The following is an 18,093-nucleotide window of genomic DNA, read 5'->3' on the forward strand; positions in this document are numbered from 1 at the left end:
GGGCCCCGGCCTTCCCGCACACCGGCCTTCTCTCACAGCTGGTGCCGTTACCCTCGCACGGCACCACCCTCTGCCCAGTGAGCCGCACATGCCCCACCCGACCTCCGGGCCGTCCTCGGCCCGGTCCACCATCCTCGTGGTCGAGGACGATCCCAGCATCCGCACCCTTCTCACCTCCGCCCTGAGCGCCGCCGGATACGCCGTCGCCGCGGCCGTCACCGGCCAGGAGGCGATGTTCGAGGCAGGCAGCCGCCGCCCCGACCTGATCGTCCTGGACGTGATGCTGCCCGACACCGACGGCTTCGCACTCACCCGTGAACTGCGCGCGCAGGGCGTCTACACACCCGTCCTGTTCCTCACCGCCCGCACCGAGGTCGAGGACCGCATCATCGGCCTCAGCTCCGGCGGAGACGACTACGTCACCAAGCCCTTCCACGTCCAGGAGGTGCTGCTGCGCATCCGAGCGATCCTGCGCCGCGCCGCGGCCCCGGCCTCCGTCGCCCCCGGGCGCCCGCCCCTGCGCTACGCCGACCTCACCCTCGACGAGGACACCCATACCGTGCAGCGCGCGGGCAGCCCCCTGAAGCTGTCCCCGACCGAGTTCCGACTGCTGGCGTGCCTGATGGCGCGGGCCGAGCGGGTGCTGGAGAAGCAGGAGATCCTTCAGGAGGTGTGGCAGTACGACTTCGCGGGCGACACCCGCATCGTCGACACCTACATCAAGAACCTGCGCCGCAAGATCGACCACACCCCACCCGCGATGATCCACACCGTCCGCGGCGTCGGCTACTGCCTGCGCCTGCCGGACGACGACGCCGGCACGGCCGTCCCGTGATGTGGCGCCCACGGCGGCCGCGCTCACTCCGTACCCGGCTCGTGCTCATCGCCACAGTCCTGGCGACCTCCGCAGTGCTGCTGTGCCAGGCCGCAGGACTGAGCGTGCTGCGCTCCTGGCTCACCGGCCAGGTCGACGAACGACTCACCGGCTTCCGCCCGCCGCCCCACGTCTACCAGGACATCGCCGACGACGGCAGACTGCGCCTGCCCAAGAGCGACGACGTCCTGCCCTCCGACTACCGCGTCTACTTCTACGATTCCGACGGCCGCCTGATGCACGACTCCCTGGGCCGCGGCAGCGACTCAGGTCCTCAACTCCCCGGCAACAGCCCAGCGTTGAGCCTCACCAACGGCGAACCCGCCACCTTGCCGGCCAGCGACGGCAACGGCAGCTGGCGCGTGGTGGCCGACTCCGGCCCCGATCACACGCGCGCCGTGGTCGCCCTGCCCCTGGACACGGTCGACGGCGCCACCACCAAGCTGTTCTGGTTCAGTGTGCTGCTCGGCGTGATCGTCGCCGTCGGCGTCGTCCTGCTCGGCAACGCCGCCGTACGCCTGGGCCTGCGCCCCCTCTCCCGCGTCGAGCGCACCGCCCAGCACATCACCGACGGCGAGCTCGAACTGCGCGTCCCCGACACCGACCCCGCCACCGAGGTCGGCCGACTGGGCCACGCCCTGAACACCATGCTCGACCGGCTGCGCAACGCCCTGCACCGCACCGAGGCGTCCGAGCGGCAGCTTCGCCGCTTCATGGCCGACGCCGGCCACGAACTGCGCACTCCCCTCACCGCGATCCAGGGCTTCGCCGAACTCCTCCACGACGACGACCCCCGCATGCCCGAGCACCGCCGAGCCGAGGCCCACGCGCTGATCGCCTCCAACGCCGACCGCATGAGCCGCCTGGTCGACGACCTCTTCCTCCTCGCCAAACTCGGCCACGCCCCCGACCCCCACCACGACCCCGTCGACCTGCTGTCGCTCGCCGCGGACAGCATCACCAGCACCGCCGTACGCCACCCCGAGCGCACCATCACCCTCGAACCGCTCCGCACCGGACACGCGGACGCGGGCGGTCAGGAACTCGACGTCATCGAAGCCCTCGGCGACACCGACCAACTCGCCCAAGTGGTCACCAATCTGCTGACCAACGCCTGCACCCACACCCCCGGCACGGCACGCATCCACGTACGCGTGGGCACCGTCCACACCAGCGCCGCCGCCGGAGGCGTCGACCGGCCTGGCCGCACCAGCCCCACCCCCGCCCTGCCACCCGGCACCGTCGCATCCGTGATCGAGGTGTCCGACACCGGCCCCGGCCTCACCCCCGACGACGCCCGCCACGTCTTCGACCGCTTCTACCGCGCCAAACCAGGCGCCGACGCCACCGAGCCCGGCACCGGCCTCGGTCTCGCCATCGCCTCCGCCATCGCCGAAGCCCACCAAGGCCGCGTCGAACTCGACACCCGACCAGCAGCCGGATCCACCTTCCGCCTACTCCTGCCCGCGCACTGAGGGAGCCCACCGATGAGGCTGACCACCGTCCGCATCACCAGCGACCGCACCGCAGCCGCACGCCTGGACAAACACCACATCGTCCTCCTTCCGTTCCCCGACGTCGGCGCCGCCATCGCCACCGGCGAACGATGGAAGGGGCACGCCGCCGCCCCCGGAGAACCCCTCGCCCACCAGTACGCCCCCGCCGACACCGCCCCCCTCGCAACCGGGCTCGCCACCCTCACCCAGGTAGCCGTCAACTACGCGGCACGCGCCAAGGAGCTGGACGCCCCGCGGCCGGACATACCCGAGTTGCTGACCACCCCCATCGACCATCTCGTGGGCCACCGGGATGCCATCCGCATCCCCCAGGCGTCGCACATCCGCTGGGGCGTCGAACTCTGCGTGGTGATAGGCCGGGAAACCTCCCACGTCCCGACGGACAAGGCCCTGCGCCACGTCGCCGGCTACACCGCCGTCAACACCATCGCCGCCCCCGGCCGGCCAGCCGTCGTCTCCATCGGCCCGCAGCTAGTCACCCCCGACGAACTGCCCCCAGGCGCCCGCGGACTGACCCTGACCGCAACCATCGACGGCCGCGTGAGACAGAAAGCCAACACCTCCGAGCTGCTCTTCGACGTGGCAACCGTCATCGCCCACACCAGCACCCGCACCACCTTGATGCCCGGCGACCTGATCACCATGGGCACGCCCGCGGGAACCACCGTCGACCAACTCCAGGACGGCAGCCAACTCACCACCGCGATCAAGGGAATCGGCGAACTGCACAACACCATCACCTTCAGCCTCTGAGAGGGCGGAGCTGGTTCAACCCTTTGCTGGGGCGCTGAGCCCGCTTCGCCCCCGCCATCTGCTCGAGGAAAGCGCCGCCCCGCGGGCCGTGGCTGGCAGACCTGGCACACCGGGCCCGGCTCCACGACACCCGTGGCCGGCCCGCTTCTTCAACGACCGTAACCGCGCCCACGGTCGACAGGACGACCTCGACCTCGCCGCCCACATCCTCGATCGCAGCTCACAAGTGCACGGCGGGTGCCGCGTCGGGGCTGGTGGCCGGTACGCCGCGCCGGAAGAGCAGGCAGCAGATGATCATTCCGGCGGCGAAGAAGGCGGCCGACCACCAGTAGGCGGTGGAGTAGCTCTGCAGGGCGGACTGGGCGAGCGCGTCCGGGGTGGCCTTTCGGCCTGCGAGGTAGTCGGTGGCGGCGCTTGCGGCCAGGGAGCTGAGCAGGGCGGTGCCGATGGATCCGCCGATCTGCTGCATGGTGTTGACACTGGCGGAGCCGACACCGGAGTCGGCCGGGGCGATGCCGGAGGTGGCGGCGCTCATGGCCGGCGCCATGATCAGGCCCAGGCCGAACCCGAAGACGATGAGCGGCGGCAGGATGTGGGCGGCGTAGCTGGAGTCGGTCCCCAGGTCGGTCAGCCAGATCAGGCCGGCGGCGGCCAGAGCCATGCCGATGGGCACGATGAGCTTCGGGCCGAAGTGTGGCGCCAGGACGCTGGTGCACAGCATGGAGGTCACCATGATCGCGCCGATCATCGGCAGGAACGCCAGGCCCGTCTCGACCGGCGAGTAGCCGAGCGTCTGCTGCAGGTAGTACGTGAGGAACAGGTTGACACCGAACATGCCGGCAGCCGAGATGAAGACCGCGATGGAGGCGGCGCCACGGTTGCGGTCGAGCAGAATCCGCAGGGGCAGCAGCGGGTGCGCGACGCGGGTCTGCAGCCGTGCGAACACCGCGATCAGCACCGCACCGGCTGCCAGGCAGCCCCAGGTGCCCGCCGCACTCCAGCCGTTCGTCTCGGCGTTGGCGAACCCGTAGACCAGAGCGAACAGGCCGGCCGTCACGGTGACCATGCCGGGGACGTCGATCTTCACATCCTTGTCGCGGCGGTGACGCGGCAGCAGTACCAGAGCCCCGACGAGGGCGACCGCGGCGAAGATGAGGTTGACGTACAGGCACCAGCGCCAGTCGAGGTGCTCGGTGAGCACGCCGCCCAGCAGCAGGCCGACGCCGCCGCCCGCACCGGCCACCGCGCCGAATATGCCGAACGCCTTCGCGCGCTCCTTGGCATCGGTGAACGTCGTGGTGAGCAGGGCCAGCGCGGTGGGCGCCAGCAGCGCACCGAAGACGCCCTGAAGCGCCCGTCCGGCGACCAGGACCTCGAAGTTCGTCGCAGCGCCGGCCAGCGCGGACGCGCCGGCGAAACCGGTGAGGCCGATCAGGAGGGTGGCCTTGCGACCGATGAGGTCGGCGATGCGCCCACCGATCAGCATCAGACCACCGAACGCCAGCGAGTACGCGGTGACGATCCACTGACGGTTGTCGTTGGAGAAACCCAGGTCCTGCTGGGCTGACGGCAGCGCGATGTTCACGATCGTGGCGTCGAGGACCACCATCAGCTGAGCGATCGCGATGACCGCGAGGATCAGCCAGCGGCGACCGCGCTGCCCGTCTGCGGCCCGCCCCGCCCCCGGCCGGCTTGTTTCGTGGGTAACGGTGCTCATACGTCTCTCCGTACGCAAGGAGTCAACTGGAGATGACATCTCCGCTTACGGAGCAACCGTAACACCAAATCGGAGACACTATCTCCGGATAGCGGCTAGAGTGGTCCCATGAGCCGCCGCACAACCCACAGCCCACCCCCCGACGAGGCCTCGGCGCGTCCTTTGCGGGCGGACGCAGAACGCAACCGGCAGCGCATCGTCGCAGCCGCTCAGGAAGTCTTCGCCCAAAGAGGGCTGGACGTCACGCTCGACTCCATCGCCCACCACGCAGGAGTCGGTGTCGGCACCGTCTACCGGCGCTTCGCCGACCGGGAGCAGCTGATCGAGGCCGTTTTCGAGGCCGATGTTCAACGCCTGGTCACGCTGGCGGAAGAGGCCCTCACCCATGAGGATCCCTGGGACGGGTTCGTGCGGTTCCTCCTGGCCACTACCCAGGACATGGCCGACGACCGGGGCCTGAGAGAAGTGCTTCTGGAAGGCGCACACGGCAAGGACCGGGTCAGCGCCGCACGGGCCCGACTCGTCCCCGCGGTCAGCGCTGTCATCGAACGCGCGCAACAGGCCGGCCAGCTCCGCGACGACATCGAACCAACCGATTTCCCGCTCATCCAGCTCATGCTCGGAACCGTCAGCGAGCACAGCCGAACCGTGGCGCCCGACCTGTGGAAGCGCTACCTCGCCCTGATGCTGGACGGACTGCGCCCGCACCGGGACATCCCGTCCCCCCTGCCCCACAGCGCCCTCACCCACGACGAGCTCGAGCAGGCCGTATTCTGAAGCCCGTTTCACAAGCGAACGGGCCGGCAAGCAGGGAATGGCATCCGGCAACGCCACGCCGTGGTCAACGTGCCTGGGCCCTTCCCCGGCGGGCAGGTGGCGCCGAAGCGTTAGACCGTGTCTCGCTCCCGTTTCCGGCGGTGCGCCTCGCCCGTTCAGGTCACCGCCGTCGAACCCGGCAGCACCCACGACGTCACTGCCGGCCGCATCCCTGTTGCGACTGGCATTGAAGTGGACGGCGTACGCCGGATCGACTCCCGTCTCGGCGTCCCCACGCAGACGGGCTGCACGGTGTAGTCCGCGCCCTCGGGCGACGGCAGGCCGACGCGCGCGTTGGGCAGGCATAGAGGTCTTGTCCGCCTCGTCCGCTGTGGGAACGGGGCGGGCCGGACCGGTTCGGAGCCCGGCCCGGCCAGGCGGTCAGCCGTCGGGTATGCCTGCGCCGCTGAGCGCGGGGACGGTGTCCTCCGGGCGGGTGAGGGATCGGGCGCCGGTCCTGAACTGGTCGAGTTTGTCGATGATGGTCTGGCCGACGGGGGTGTGGCCCCAGATGCTGATGCCCTGGTGGGTGGTGGGTTGCCAGGTGTTCTCGTCGATGACGATGGGGTTCCAGCCGACCTCCCACTCGAAGCCCGATGGGGTGCGGGCGTAGTACGACAGCTCCTTGTCGTTGGTGTGCTGCCCCACGGACAGGGCCATGTCGAAGCCGAGTTCGTGCACGCGCTGGTAGCTCTGGGCGACGTCGTCGAGGGTGGCGGCTTGGATGTTGAGGTGCTGGACGCGGGTGCGGATGGGGTCGATGGGCAGGCCTTGGGTGGCGGCGATGGCGATGGAGTGGTGGCGTTCGTTGACGCGCAGGAAACGGATCTTGAGTTTGACGCCGCTGATGGTCTCGTCGATGTAGTCGGTCAGGCGGGCGTCGAAGACGGTGTTGAAGTAGCCGCGGAGCTGCGTCGGTTTAGTGGAGGTGATGGCTACGTGGCCCATGCCGGAGTCGCCGGTGACGAAGCCGGAGGCGAGCATGCGCAGTGGCTCGGCCGACTTCACGGGGGTGGTGTAGATCTCCTGTGTGATGCCCTTGGGGCCGGGGAAGCGCAGGAGGCGTTCGACGCCGCGCAGAGCCGCTTCCTCGGCGGTGCCGTGTGTGACGGGTACGCCATGAGCCCGTATGCGGGCCTCGATCTGTTCGAAGGTGGTGTGGTCGTCGATGTGCCAGCCGGTGGCGACGACGTCCTCGGCCGGGCCTCGCTGCAACAGGAAGCGGCATTCCTGGTCGTCGAGGCGGAAGCGCATCAGGCCGGTGTCGAGGGCGTCATGGTGCATGCCGATGGCGTCGGCGCCGAAGCGTCGCCAGTCTGTGAAGCGGTTGGTCTCGATGACGATGTAGCCGAGGTGGACAGCGCCGAAGACGGACGGGTCGTCAGGCGTGTTCATCGGCGGCCAGCCAGGAAGTCGGCACACAGGCGGTTGAAGAGCTCGGCGCGTTCGAACTGCACCCAGTGGCCGGTGTTGGCGACCACGTACAGATCGCAGTTGGGCAGTCGGTCGGCCAGCATCCGGCCGCCGCTGGGCCGGTTGACCTTGTCCTCGGCGCCCCACAGCACCAGGGTGGGCACCGGCAGGCGGGCAAGGCGCTGGTCGCGGGTGAAGTCCATCTTCCAGACGGTGCGCAGTGCGTTCGGGCCGGAGGGGCGGCGCAGCGGCGGGTCGGCGACGACCTCCGGGTCGATGCTGTCCCGGTAGCGCGCATCGATGACCTCGTCGGGCACGTCGGCAGCGTTGAACACGAGGTACTGGCGGATGAACTTCTCCAGTTTCAGCCGGGAAGGCCCGTCCCCGGAGTAGTACTTCAGCAGGCTGTTGAGACCCGGCGTGGGCAGCGAGCGTGTTGTACCGATGCCGCCGGGGCCCATGAGCACCATGCGTCCGACCCGATCAGGGGCGTCCAGGGCCAGCCGCAGGGCGCAGGCGCCACCGTAGGAGTTGCCGACCAAGTGGGCGCGCTCCAGGCCGAGTACGTCCAACAGGCCGCGGATATTGTGGGCGAGGTAACCGAAGGGATCGGCGCCGTCGACGCCCTTGGTGCTGCGCCCGTAGCCGGGCAGGTCGGGCACGATGACCCGGTACTCCTTGGCCAGGGCGGCGATGTTCCGGGCGTAGTTGGAGACGCCGGAGGCGCCGGGGCCGCCGCCGTGCAGAAGCAGCACGGGCGGGCCGTCGCCGGTCTCGGCGACGAAGATCTTCTTGCTTCCGACGTCGTACAGCTTCTCCTGCATCGACGGCAGGCCGGTCTGTGTGGTCATGGTGGTCCTCACGGGGCGGTGGTGGCGGTCGGGTGCGGCGCCGGAGCGAATCCGGATGCGGGCGGCGGGAGTTGGGATCCCGCGGGCGCGGCGGCGTACACGTAGGCGTCCGGGCGCAGGACGAGGGTGGCCGCGCGGTGCTCGGCCAGCCAGGACAGCAGCACACCGTCGCTGTCGACGAGCGCGCCCTCGGCCGGGCGGGATCCGGCGGGCGTGACGGTGAGCGAGGGGACGCCGAGGCGGTCCCACGCGGGCTGGGGTGTGACCGATCGGGCGTGCAGGAGCAGCCAGCGGCTGCCGAGCGCGTCGTCCAGGCGGACGCGCGCTCCGTCCGGACCCGTCACCCAGGGCTGGGGAATCTGACACCCGGACGCACGCGTGCGCGGGCGGGCCTGCAGACCAGCGGCGTAGCGAGCGACGGGTATCCAGTTCGAGTCCTGCAGCCAGTCGCCGAAGCCCGGCACGCGGTTCAGGATCCGCAGTGCGGAGTTGCGAACCGCCGACACCGGCCGGCGCCGTTCGGTGATGATCCGCCCGACGAACACCGCCCGCTTGGTGACCTCCTTGACGTGCGGTTTGCGCTCCGCCTCGTAGGTGTCGAGCACCGTCTCGGGCAGCTCGCCGCGCAGCACGGCGTCGAGCTTCCAGCACAGGTTGGCCACATCCCGCACTCCGGCGGCCATGCCCTGGCCGATCCACGGCGGCATGGCGTGGGCGGCGTCCCCGGCCAGGAAGACCCGGCCCGCCCGGAAGCGGGAGGCGAAGCGCACGTGGTGGCTGTAGACGGTGGCCCGCAAGATCCTGATGCTGTCCCTGCTGATCCCGTACCGGGACACCAGCTCGTACACCGCGTCGTCGGTGGTCAGGTACTTCTCGTCGTCGCCCGGCAGGATCGGGAACTCCCAGCGGTGGTGGCCGAGCGGGGTCGGGCAGTCCACGGCGGGCCGGGCCGGGTCGCAGCGGAAGCGCAGCCGGTCGTGGTCCGGCCACGGCTTGAGCATCTCGGTGTCGATGACCACCCAGCGGTCCTCGTACGTACGGCCCTCGTAGCCGACGTTGAGCTGCGCGCGGGTGGGGCTGGAACCGCCGTCGGCCGCGATCACGTACGAGGCGCGCAGCCGGTGGACGGAGTCGTCGGCCGTGCCCACCACCGTCAGCTCCACGCCGGCCCCGTCTGCGTACTGGCGCAGCCGCAGGCACTCGTGCCGCAGCAGCACCTCCACGTTCGGATAGCGGGCGACCCCGTCACGCAGCACCTGCTCCAGCGCCGGCTGGTAGATGAACATCTGCGGCGGATGACCGTGGCCCCGCGGGGTCGGGTGCGCGCTGATGAAGGCACGGCCGCGCGCATCGACGAAGTCGAGCGGCCGCTCGGCCAGCATGTCCTGCTTCAGCCGCTCGGCCAGGCCGATGCGCTGCCAGACCCGCATGACCTCCTCGTCGGTGGAGATGGCCCGGGCCCGGGAGAACACCTCGGCGTCGCGTTCCAGCACGACGACCCGCAGGCCCATCGCCCCCAGCAGGTTCGCCGCGGTCACACCCGTCGGCCCATAGCCGATCACCGCCACGTCATAGGCACTGTCTTCGGCTCTGTCCTTGGCGCTGATCTCGCTCACCAGGCCACCTCACTGTCGTCCCTGTCGCAGCCGGCTCTTGCTGTAGTGGTTATTCCAATTGGAATGCACGATACGGTAAGGTGAGTGCCGGAGACGGTCAAGTGCTGGGCGCGACAGGAAGGGCACCTCTCATGACCAGTCCGCAGTCGGCGCGCAAGATGCGTGCGAACGGGGTGGAGTCGCGGCAGCGCATCCTCGACGCCGCGGTGGAGATCGCGGGCGAGCGCGGGTACGAGGGCACGTCCATCGCGGCGGTCAGGGCCAAGTGCGGGCTGCCCGCCAGCTCGATCTACTGGCACTTCAAGGACAAGGACGACCTGATCGCCGCGGTCATCGAGCGCAGCTTCGAGACCTGGCTGACGGCCGTCGAGTTGCCGGCGGAAGAGACGGGCACGCCGCTGGAGCGGGTCACCGCCATGGCGGCGAACGTGGCGAAGTCGCTGGTCGACGCCCCGGACTTCCTGCGCCTGGGCCTCATGCTCGCCCTGGAGCGGCGCCCCACGGAGCCCCGGGGCCGCACGGTGTTCCTCCAGGTCCGTGACATCGCCCGTCAGAAGATCACCGCAGTGATCGAGACACTGCTCCCGGACCTGGACGAGGACGCTGTACGCACCCTCACCACCTACGCCGTCGCCGGCGCCGACGGCCTTTTCGTGCAGCGGGAGATCAGCGGCGACGCCGTCGATCTGGTAGCGATGTTCGAGCTGCACGCGCAGCTGGTCTACGACGCGGCGACCCGCATGGCATCGAGGAGCAAGGGGTGACGCTGACCATCCGGCAGCGTACGGAAGGCGGCCGACCGCTGCGGGAGGCCGAGCATCACGTGGCGCCGATCGACCCGCTGTCGGCCCTGCTGCCCGGCTCGGACCTGGGCGACGCCTACGCCTTCCAGCGGGACAGACAACATCGCCTGGCGCCTGGCCGACGGGGCCACTGTCGTCGCTCACAAGGTCGGCCTGGCTGCGTCCGCGATGCAAACTCCGTCCGTCCCTCCCGCCGACACAGCCGAGTCGCTACGCCACTCGGCGGCCGCCGGCCTCCACGTCGCCGACCGCCTCTGCGCCCAGGGCGCAGCGCTCGCCGACGGCGTCAACATCTTGCTCCACACCGGGACCTCGCCTACACAGAGGCCCATGTCATGGACCCGGCAGACTCGCTCAGCTCGGCCCAGACCGTCTTACCGTGTCGGGCGTGGCGCGTTCCCCAGCGCTCGGCGAGTTGGGCGACCAGGAGCAGGCCGCGCCCGCCCTCGTCGAAGACACGGGCCCGGCGCAGGTGCGGGGAGGTGCTGCTGGCGTCGGAGACCTCGCACATGAGGGCGCGGTCGTGAATCAGGCGCAGCCGGATGGGGGGCCGACCGTAGCGGATGGCGTTGGTGACGAGTTCGCTGACGACTAGTTCGGTGGTGAAGGTCAACTCCTCCAGTCCCCAGATACTCAACTGCTTGGAGACACTCGACCGGGTCTGGGCGACTGCGGTGGGGTCGGCGTCCAGGTCCCAGCCGGCGACCTGACGGACCCCGAGAGCGCGGGTGCGGGCCAGGAGCAGGGCGACGTCGTCGTGTGGACGAGCGGGAAGCAGGGTTTCGAGCACGGTGTCGCAGATGGCCTCCAGGGAGGGAGCGGGCTGGGCGAGCGTGTGGCGCAGCAGGGTGAGGCCCGTCTCGATGTCGTGGTCGCGGGCTTCGATCAGGCCGTCGGTGTAGAGGGCGATGAGGCTCCCTTCGGGCAGGTCGACCTCCGCCGCTTCGAACGGCAGGCCGCCCAGGCCCAGCGGCGGGCCGGCGGGCAGGTCGAGGATGTCGACGTTCCCGTTCCGGGTCACCACGGCGGGCAGTACGTGCCCTGCGCGGGCGAGGGTGCAACGGCGGGACACGGGGTCGTAGACGGCGTACAGGCAGGTGGCGCCGATGTCCCCGGCGGCTTCGGTGTCGGGGTCGGTGGAGGCTTCGGCGGACAGGCGGATGACGACGTCGTCCAGGTGCGTGAGGAGTTCGTCGGGCGGCAGGTCGATGTCGGCCAGGGTGCGTACCGCGGTCCGCAGCCTGCCCATGGTGGCGGCGGCGTGGATGCCGCGGCCGACCACGTCGCCCACCACGAGGGCGACGCGGGCTCCGGACAGCGGGATGACGTCGTACCAGTCGCCGCCGACGCCGCCCTGGCCGCCGGCGGGCAGGTAGCGGCAGGCGACCTCCACCGCGGAATGCCGCGGCGCATGCTGCGGGAGCAGGCTGCGCTGCAGGGTGAGGGCGGTGGCGCGCGCGTGCGTGTAGCGGCGGGCGTTGTCGACGGCCACCGCTGCCCTGGCGGCGATCTCCTGGGCGAGGAGGAGATCCTCGTCGTCGAAGTGGTCGGGGCTGCGGTGCCGGAAGAACTGCACCACGCCCAAGGTGGTGCCACGGGCGCGCAGCGGGACCACCAACGTCGAGTGGAATCCACGGGCATCGGTGACGAGGCCCCGATCCGGCTTCGCCGCCGACCAGTCCGGGAGGCGGGATGCGTCGAGGTGGTGCCGGGAGGGCTGCCCGGTGGCGAGGGCGCGAGCGGGCGGCGATCCGTCCGGATAGGTGTGGAGCCGTTGCGGCGCGACCGTCGATTCCGGGCAGCCCCCTGCCGCTGACCGCTGGGCGACCCGGCGCAGCCCGAGCGGGCCCGCCACGGGAGTGGCTGCCACCGGAGTGTCCTGTCCGCGGAGCGCGGAGTCGAGCAGGTCGACAGTGACCTGGTCGGCGAAGTGCTCGGTGGCGACGTCCGCCAGCTCCTGGGTGGTGCGGTCGATGTCCAGGGTGGTCCCGATGCGCTTGCTCGCCTCGTTCACCACCGACAGACGCCGCTGCAGTCGGCGCTCCCGCTCCTCCTGGAACGCCGCGACACCCCGCTCCGACGTGCGGTCCACGTACTCGGTCCCCATCGCGCTCAGCTTGCGCGCCGCCGCGCTGACCAGCTCGGCATCGCTCGTGAGCCGGGGCATCAGCTCAAGCAACCTGTCGAAGACGATGCCCTGCCCGAGCCGGAATGCCCGCAGCATTGTGCTGATGGGCGTCCCGCGCCGAGCCAACCGACGCGCGCGCTCCACGTCGGCGACCGGCGGCTCGATCTGGCTCGGCTCGATACCGTGCTCAAGGCCGAACAACGCGGCGACAACGTGCTCGGCGACGTTCGCCGACGTCATGTCGGCGATGTCCGGGTCTTCCCATAGTTCGGGAACTTCACGCCGCAAGCACCGCTGCACCTCGTCGATCAGCTGGTCCGCTCTCGGGCTGAGCTCACGCGCGGCACGGGACACGAGACTGTCGACAGCGAAGTCCACAATCAAGACGTTACGCCGTCCAGGCGCGCACGCATCGCCGCTCTGGCGCTTGCAGCCCGGCCGCCCCGCCGGAAGGCCGTGGGAGACGGGGCACGCTGGATGGGGTCGGCGGCCGTAGAGCCCACATCACGGGACGGCCTGGGACGTCCTGTTTCGGTCCCTGCAGGTGGCGTGGCCGGTCGCCGTCGCGGCCGTGGCCCGGCCGGTTCTCAGAACCGGCCGGTCCGGGCACCCTGGAGTCAACCGGCCGCCGCCACACCTGCCGCCGCAGCCACCAGGGCCAGCACGACGGCCGGCAGGGCCCGCACCGGCGGGTCGCCGTGGCGCAGGTGAACCACTGCCGCTCCGGCCATCAGCAACGCCAGCCCGATCGCGGCGGCTGCGCCGAGCGGGGCGGAAGCCAGTCCCACCAGCAGCCCGACGGCTCCGGCCACCTCCAGGGCGCCGACGATGCGGTAAAGGCCCGTCGACTTGCCGAGATGGGCTGCCGCCTGCCGCATGACCGGAACCGCGGCCATCTTCGCCAGGCCCAGCGGAAGGAAGATCAAGGCCAGCGCGACTGCGAGAGCGATCTGCGCCGTTCTCATGCTTCTCCGCCGTCCCCCGAGGAGCGGCCGGGCACGGTGTTCCTCCGCTCGCGGCGGTCGGCGCCCAGGCGGGCGTAGTGGTCGATGAGCTCGGGGGCGTCCACGGCGGCGGCGTTGACGACCTGCTCGGCGGGGGCGCCCTGGAGGAGGCGTTTGACGGGGACTTCCAGTTTCTTGCCGGTGCGGGTGTGCGGGATGGCGGGGACTTCGATGATCTCGTCGGGGACGTGACGGGGTGAGGCGCCAGTGCGGATGGCGTCGCGGATCTTGTCGCGGAGGGCGTCGTCCAGGGTCACCCCGGCTGCGAGGACGACAAACAGGGGCATCCAGTAGCCGCCGTCCGGTTCCTCCGCGCCGATGACCAGCGCCTCGGTGATCTCCGGGAGCCGTTCGACGACGTCGTGGATGTCGGCGCTGCCGAGCCGTACGCCGTTGCGGTTGAGGGTGGAGTCGGAGCGGCCGTGGACGATCACCGAGCCATGGGAGGTGAGCGTGATCCAGTCGCCGTGGCGCCACGCACCGGGATACTCCGAGAAGTAGGCGTCGTGGTAGCGGGTGCCGTCGGGGTCGTTCCAGAAGTACAGCGGCATGGACGGCATGGGCCGGGTGACGACCAGCTCGCCGACCTGGTCGACGACCGGGTGTCCCTCGGCGTCGTACGCGGCCAGGGCCACGCCCAGGTGGGGCGCGGACAGCTCCCCCGCCCAGACCGGGGTCGTCGGCGCTCCACCCGCGAAACCGGACACGACGTCCGTGCCGCCGCTGATGGAGGCGAGCAGGACGCGGTCGCCGACGTGGTCGCGTACCCAGGGGTAGGCGGAGGCCGGCAGGGTGGAGCCGGTGCAGCCGATGACCCGGATCGCGGACAGGTCGTGCACGGACGGGTCGATGCCGAACTTGGCCATGCCCAGGAGGTATTGAGGGCTGGTGCCGAAGAGAGTGACGCGGTGCCGGGCGGCCAGCTCCCAGAGGATGTCCGGCTGGGCGAAAGGCGCCGGGCTGCCGTCATACGTGCAGGTCGTGGCGCCCGTCAGCAGGGTGGAGACCACAAGGTTCCACATCATCCAGTGAGTGGTGGTGTACCAGAGGAGACGGTCGCCGGGGCCGAGGTCGGACTGGAGGCCGAGGGTCTTGAGGTGTTCGAGCAGGACGCCGCCGTGGCCGTGGACGATGCCCTTGGGCAGGCCGGTGGTGCCGGAGGAGAAGACGACCCAGAGGGGGTGGTCGAACGGCACGGGTGTGCAGGTGAGTTGCTCGCTGCGGGTGGACGCGTCCTCCCAGGGGATGGTGAGTGACGAGTAGGTGGCGTCGGGCCAGGGCAGGCCCACGTGGTCCACGAGCACCGTGGCCTTCAAGGTGGGCAGGGCGCGGGCCAGATCGAGGACGGCCTCGCGGCGGTCGTGCGTGGTGCCGTTGAAGAGGTAGCCGTCGGCTGCGATCAGGACGGTGGGTTCGAGCTGGGCGAAGCGGTCGGCTGCGGCCTTGGGGGCGTAGTCCTGGCCGCACACCGACCAGACCGCGCCGAGGCTGGCGGCGGCGAGGAAGGCGACGATGGCGTGCGGGGTGTTGGGCAGGTAGCCGACGACCCGGTCGCCCATGCCCACGCCCAGGTCGCGCAAGGTGGCGGCGACGGAGGCCACCTGTGCGCGCAGCCGGTCCCCGGTCACTTCGTAGCCGGAGCCCGTCTCGTCCAGGGCGATGATCGCCGGGTCGTCGGACGCGAGGTTGCGCAGCGCGTGGTGGGTGTAGTTGAGGGTGGCGCCGGGGAACCAGCGGGCGTCGGGCATCCTCTCCTCGGCCAGGACCCGCTCATGGGGTGTGTACGCCTCGATGTCGAAGTACTCCCAGACCGCGCCCCAGAACCCTTCGAGGTCGGTGACGGACCAGCGGTGCAGGGCTGCGTAGTCGGAGTGGTCGTAGCCGGCTTCGACGCCCCGGTGCGGGGCGAGCCAGCGGCCGAAGTCCGCGATGCGGCTCGCCGCGGCGGAATCCCGGTCGGGGGTCCAGAAGGGTTCTGCGTACGGCGTGGTCATCGCGTGGTGCTCCTCAACGCGGATGCGGGGGCAGGCTGGTCGCTGGGGACGACGGGACGGCGGGTGGTGCACAGCAGGGGTGCCCAGGCGGCGGTGTCCGTGAAGTCGCTGCCGCCGGTCGGGGCGACGTCCAGGACGACGCGGTCGGGGCGCAGCAGGACCGCGTCCGCCCGGCCGCCGCGCAGCCAGGCGGCGAGGGTGCCGTCGTCGCCGATCTCCTGCACGTGGACGATCGGCGCGCCGAGCCCATCCGCGACGGCTCGCAGAGAGGGCGAGGGCGGTACGGCGGTCAGGACGGCGAAGGAGTCGCCGAGTAGGTCGTCGAGACGGGTGCGTCTGCCGTCGGCGGTCACCCAGGGCTGCGGGCAGTAGGTGCCTCCGAGGCGGCTGCGGCGGGTCAGCGGGCCCGGGGTCAGGGCTCGGCTGAGGTTGCGGACGCCCGCCGTCGTCACGCCGGGGATACGGCAGACCGCGCTCACGGCGATCCGGCGCAGCGCGGCCGCGCCGTCCTGGCCGCCGGTCATGGCCCAGCCCGTCGCGACCGCGAGGCGGATCACATGGCGGGCGTGTGGTTTGCGTTCACTCTCGTAGGTGTCCAACAGGCGCTCTTCGGCGCCCTGTTGGAGGACCCGGGCGAGTTTCCAGGTGAGGTTGTAGGCGTCGCGCATCCCGGCGCACAGTCCCTGTCCGACGAAGGGCGGGGTGAGGTGGGCGGCGTCGCCGAGCAGGAAGACGCGGCCCTGGCGCCACCGGTCGGCGATGCGGGCCCGGAAGGTGTACTGCGCCTGCCGGATCACGTGGAAGTCGTCGCCGTAGGAGATGTCCGCCCAGGGGGCGATCAGTTCACGCAGGAGATCTCGCCCGTCCGGGCCGTCGAGACTCTCGCCGTCCCGCAGCCGGAACTCCCAGCGGTAGCGGTCCTCGCCGATCCGCATGAAGGTCGCCGGCCGGTGCGGGTCGCAGACCTGGTCGACGCCCTCCCAGCAGCGAACCGGGGCGCTGGTGCGTACGTCGATGACGGTCCAGTGCTCCTCGAAGCGAAGATCCTCCCATACGGCGCCGATGGCGTCGCGGGTGAGGCTGCCCGCGCCGTCGCAGCCGAGGACCGCCTCCGCCCGCAGACAATGCTCACCGTCGTCATCGCGGAACGTCACGCGGACCGGCCCGTCGGCGTCCTCCTCCACGGCGGTCACCTCGACCCCGCCCCGCAGCTCGCACTCCGGGCGCCGGGCCAGAGCTGCGCGCAACAGCCGCTCCAAGTCGGGCTGGTCGAACATGCTGGTCTGCGGGAAGCCGTGGTAGCCGTGCGGGGACCGCCGGAACTCGGCGATCCGGCGGTGCCGGGCGTCCAGCAGCCGAAGCCCCTTGGCGGGACGGGCGACGGCCGCGAACTCCTCATGGATACCGGCGGCTTGGAGAATCCTGCGCACCTCGTCGTCCGTGGCGACAGCACGCGGCAGGGGGTAGACGTCCCGGTGGCGTTCCAGGACGACGGTCCGGACGCCGCGCCGGGCGAGCAGGAGCGCGGCCGTGACGCCCACGGGTCCGGCTCCGACGATCACGACGGGTACATGTGCCGGTCTGGGCGCGGCGTCCCGCGGTCCGGCCTGGTCGGCGGTCATGTGCGGCTCACCTCGGGTTCTACTTCGCGTCCGCGACGGGCGTGCGCTGCTCGCCGAGGTCGATCCGCCCGTCCGCGGTGGCGATGGTCGCGGCCACCGCGTCGCCCTCGCGCAGGTAGTGCGGGTTCCTGGCCTGGCTCTTGAAGAACGCCTTCCACTTCATGGCGGGCGGCAGCAGCGCGCCGATCTTCTCGACCGGCTTCGGCGGGGCCTTCAGGGCCGTGCCGCCGGGGGTGCCGGTCAGCAGCAGGTCGCCGGGGTCCAGGGTCTGGAACCGGGCCAGCAGCGTCAGCGCCTGCGCCGGGCGGACGATCATGTCGGCCAGGGTGCGGTCCTGACGCAGCTCGCCGTTGACGGACAGCTTCAGCCGAAGGTCGAGGAGATGGGCGAAGTCCTCCGGCTCCAGCAGAGTCAGGTACGGACCCGTCGGCGTGAAGGTCGGGTACGACTTGCTCTCGTAGAACTGGGTCTTGGTCAGCTGCACGTCACGGGCGCTGACGTCGTTGGTGATCACGAGCCCGGCGACGTACGACGGCAGGTCCTTCTCCGCGACCACGGTGCCCACCGGCAGCGGTGCTCCCATGACGAGGCCGAGTTCGACCTCGTAGTCCAGGAACTTCACGTGCGCGGGCCGGACGATGGCCTCGTGCGGTCCGCTGACCGAGCCGGAGGCCTTGCGGAAGAAGGTGGGCGGGATGTCACCGGTGAAGCCCGAATCGCGGGCGTGGCTGCGGTAGTTGACCATCTGGGCGACCACACGGCAGGGGGTGGTGACGGGGGAGAGTGCCACCAGGTCGGCGACGGGCGTCCCGGCGTCGCCGGAGGCCACGGCCTCGCGTACGGCGGCGCGGTCGGCGAGCAGGTCGGCGGTGGTGACGGCCTTGGTCTCGATGCGGACGGCGCGGTCGTCGCGGACGACCCACCAGCCGTCGGCGGTGCGCAGAACGTTGGTGCTCATGTGACTACCTTCATCAGGGGGTTGAGG

Annotated in this window: 14 protein-coding genes; 5 read left to right on the plus strand and 9 right to left on the minus strand. The window is 70.8% G+C overall.

Annotation, left to right across the window (positions count from 1 at the left end; translation table 11 throughout):
- Positions 1 to 88 precede the first annotated feature (88 nt).
- From ACSMXV_RS07225 to ACSMXV_RS07235, 3 genes are read left to right on the plus strand one after another with little or no spacing between them, the layout of a single operon-like run.
- A complete protein-coding gene (locus ACSMXV_RS07225; RefSeq protein ID WP_473176885.1) occupies positions 89 to 835 on the plus strand; it encodes a response regulator transcription factor in 747 nt (248 codons plus the stop codon).
- Entirely contained in the window at positions 835 to 2,349 is a 1,515-nt protein-coding gene (locus ACSMXV_RS07230) for a sensor histidine kinase (protein ID WP_473178847.1), read from the plus strand. Before ACSMXV_RS07225 ends, ACSMXV_RS07230 begins: the two co-directional genes overlap by 1 nt.
- A 12-nt stretch (positions 2,350 to 2,361) precedes the next feature.
- Positions 2,362 to 3,144, plus strand: a complete 783-nt coding sequence (locus ACSMXV_RS07235; protein ID WP_473176886.1) for a fumarylacetoacetate hydrolase family protein — start codon at positions 2,362 to 2,364, stop codon at positions 3,142 to 3,144.
- 220 nt (positions 3,145 to 3,364) lie between these two features.
- Here ACSMXV_RS07235 and ACSMXV_RS07240 read toward each other — a convergent pair whose 3' ends face one another.
- Entirely contained in the window at positions 3,365 to 4,861 is a 1,497-nt protein-coding gene (locus ACSMXV_RS07240) for an MFS transporter (RefSeq protein ID WP_473176887.1), read from the minus strand.
- A 108-nt stretch (positions 4,862 to 4,969) separates the two neighbouring features.
- Here ACSMXV_RS07240 and ACSMXV_RS07245 point away from each other — a divergent pair, with 108 nt between their 5' ends.
- Positions 4,970 to 5,638: a TetR/AcrR family transcriptional regulator gene (locus tag ACSMXV_RS07245; RefSeq protein WP_473176888.1), complete on the plus strand. Its 669-nt coding sequence runs from the start codon at positions 4,970 to 4,972 to the stop codon at positions 5,636 to 5,638.
- A gap of 420 nt (positions 5,639 to 6,058) precedes the next feature.
- Here the strand turns inward: ACSMXV_RS07245 and ACSMXV_RS07250 are convergent, their stop codons facing one another.
- Genes ACSMXV_RS07250 through ACSMXV_RS07260 form a run of 3 tightly spaced genes read right to left on the minus strand, consistent with a single transcriptional unit; the run spans position 6,059 to position 9,557 of the window.
- A complete protein-coding gene (locus ACSMXV_RS07250) occupies positions 6,059 to 7,072 on the minus strand; it encodes a VOC family protein (RefSeq protein WP_473176889.1) in 1,014 nt (337 codons plus the stop codon).
- Complete coding sequence (locus ACSMXV_RS07255) at positions 7,069 to 7,941, minus strand: alpha/beta fold hydrolase (RefSeq protein WP_473176890.1); 873 nt, start codon at positions 7,939 to 7,941, stop codon at positions 7,069 to 7,071. Before ACSMXV_RS07255 ends, ACSMXV_RS07250 begins: the two co-directional genes overlap by 4 nt.
- Positions 7,942 to 7,949: 8 nt before the next feature.
- Complete coding sequence (locus ACSMXV_RS07260; RefSeq protein WP_473176891.1) at positions 7,950 to 9,557, minus strand: bifunctional 3-(3-hydroxy-phenyl)propionate/3-hydroxycinnamic acid hydroxylase; 1,608 nt, start codon at positions 9,555 to 9,557, stop codon at positions 7,950 to 7,952.
- A gap of 131 nt (positions 9,558 to 9,688) precedes the next feature.
- Here ACSMXV_RS07260 and ACSMXV_RS07265 point away from each other — a divergent pair, with 131 nt between their 5' ends.
- Positions 9,689 to 10,321, plus strand: coding sequence for a TetR family transcriptional regulator (locus ACSMXV_RS07265; RefSeq protein ID WP_473176892.1), 633 nt, complete (start codon positions 9,689 to 9,691; stop codon positions 10,319 to 10,321).
- 355 nt (positions 10,322 to 10,676) lie between these two features.
- Here the strand turns inward: ACSMXV_RS07265 and ACSMXV_RS07270 are convergent, their stop codons facing one another.
- The 5 genes from ACSMXV_RS07270 to ACSMXV_RS07290 all read right to left on the minus strand — a co-directional run bounded on the left by ACSMXV_RS07270 (position 10,677) and on the right by ACSMXV_RS07290 (position 18,066).
- Positions 10,677 to 12,866 (minus strand): ATP-binding SpoIIE family protein phosphatase, encoded by a 2,190-nt coding sequence (locus tag ACSMXV_RS07270; protein WP_473176893.1) that lies wholly within the window; start codon positions 12,864 to 12,866, stop codon positions 10,677 to 10,679.
- 239 nt (positions 12,867 to 13,105) lie between these two features.
- Positions 13,106 to 13,453 carry a DoxX family protein gene (locus ACSMXV_RS07275; RefSeq protein WP_473176894.1) on the minus strand — a complete coding sequence of 116 codons (348 nt, stop codon included), beginning with the start codon at positions 13,451 to 13,453 and terminating at the stop codon, positions 13,106 to 13,108.
- On the minus strand, positions 13,450 to 15,486 hold the full coding sequence (locus tag ACSMXV_RS07280) for an acetoacetate--CoA ligase (RefSeq protein ID WP_473176895.1): 2,037 nt from the start codon (positions 15,484 to 15,486) through the stop codon (positions 13,450 to 13,452). The genes ACSMXV_RS07275 and ACSMXV_RS07280 overlap by 4 nt, the downstream gene beginning before the upstream one ends.
- Complete coding sequence (gene mhpA, locus ACSMXV_RS07285) at positions 15,483 to 17,108, minus strand: bifunctional 3-(3-hydroxy-phenyl)propionate/3-hydroxycinnamic acid hydroxylase MhpA (protein ID WP_473176896.1); 1,626 nt, start codon at positions 17,106 to 17,108, stop codon at positions 15,483 to 15,485. Before mhpA ends, ACSMXV_RS07280 begins: the two co-directional genes overlap by 4 nt.
- A gap of 19 nt (positions 17,109 to 17,127) precedes the next feature.
- A complete protein-coding gene (locus ACSMXV_RS07290; protein ID WP_473176897.1) occupies positions 17,128 to 18,066 on the minus strand; it encodes a fumarylacetoacetate hydrolase family protein in 939 nt (312 codons plus the stop codon).
- Between the last annotated feature and the right edge of the window lie 27 nt (positions 18,067 to 18,093).

This window comes from Streptomyces sp. DSM 42067, assembly GCF_055792885.1.

Bases quoted from the DNA above. Each gene is read 5' to 3' on its own strand.
- ACSMXV_RS07230 (WP_473178847.1), top strand. From the start codon at position 835: ATGTGGCGCCCACGGCGGCCGCGCTCACTCCGTACCCGGCTCGTGCTC.
- mhpA (WP_473176896.1), bottom strand. From the start codon at position 17,108: ATGACCGCCGACCAGGCCGGACCGCGGGACGCCGCGCCCAGACCGGCA.
- ACSMXV_RS07250 (WP_473176889.1), bottom strand. From the start codon at position 7,072: ATGAACACGCCTGACGACCCGTCCGTCTTCGGCGCTGTCCACCTCGGC.
- ACSMXV_RS07235 (WP_473176886.1), top strand. From the start codon at position 2,362: ATGAGGCTGACCACCGTCCGCATCACCAGCGACCGCACCGCAGCCGCA.
- ACSMXV_RS07240 (WP_473176887.1), bottom strand. From the start codon at position 4,861: ATGAGCACCGTTACCCACGAAACAAGCCGGCCGGGGGCGGGGCGGGCC.
- ACSMXV_RS07255 (WP_473176890.1), bottom strand. From the start codon at position 7,941: ATGACCACACAGACCGGCCTGCCGTCGATGCAGGAGAAGCTGTACGAC.
- ACSMXV_RS07275 (WP_473176894.1), bottom strand. From the start codon at position 13,453: ATGAGAACGGCGCAGATCGCTCTCGCAGTCGCGCTGGCCTTGATCTTC.
- ACSMXV_RS07280 (WP_473176895.1), bottom strand. From the start codon at position 15,486: ATGACCACGCCGTACGCAGAACCCTTCTGGACCCCCGACCGGGATTCC.
- ACSMXV_RS07225 (WP_473176885.1), top strand. From the start codon at position 89: ATGCCCCACCCGACCTCCGGGCCGTCCTCGGCCCGGTCCACCATCCTC.
- ACSMXV_RS07265 (WP_473176892.1), top strand. From the start codon at position 9,689: ATGACCAGTCCGCAGTCGGCGCGCAAGATGCGTGCGAACGGGGTGGAG.
- ACSMXV_RS07245 (WP_473176888.1), top strand. From the start codon at position 4,970: ATGAGCCGCCGCACAACCCACAGCCCACCCCCCGACGAGGCCTCGGCG.
- ACSMXV_RS07290 (WP_473176897.1), bottom strand. From the start codon at position 18,066: ATGAGCACCAACGTTCTGCGCACCGCCGACGGCTGGTGGGTCGTCCGC.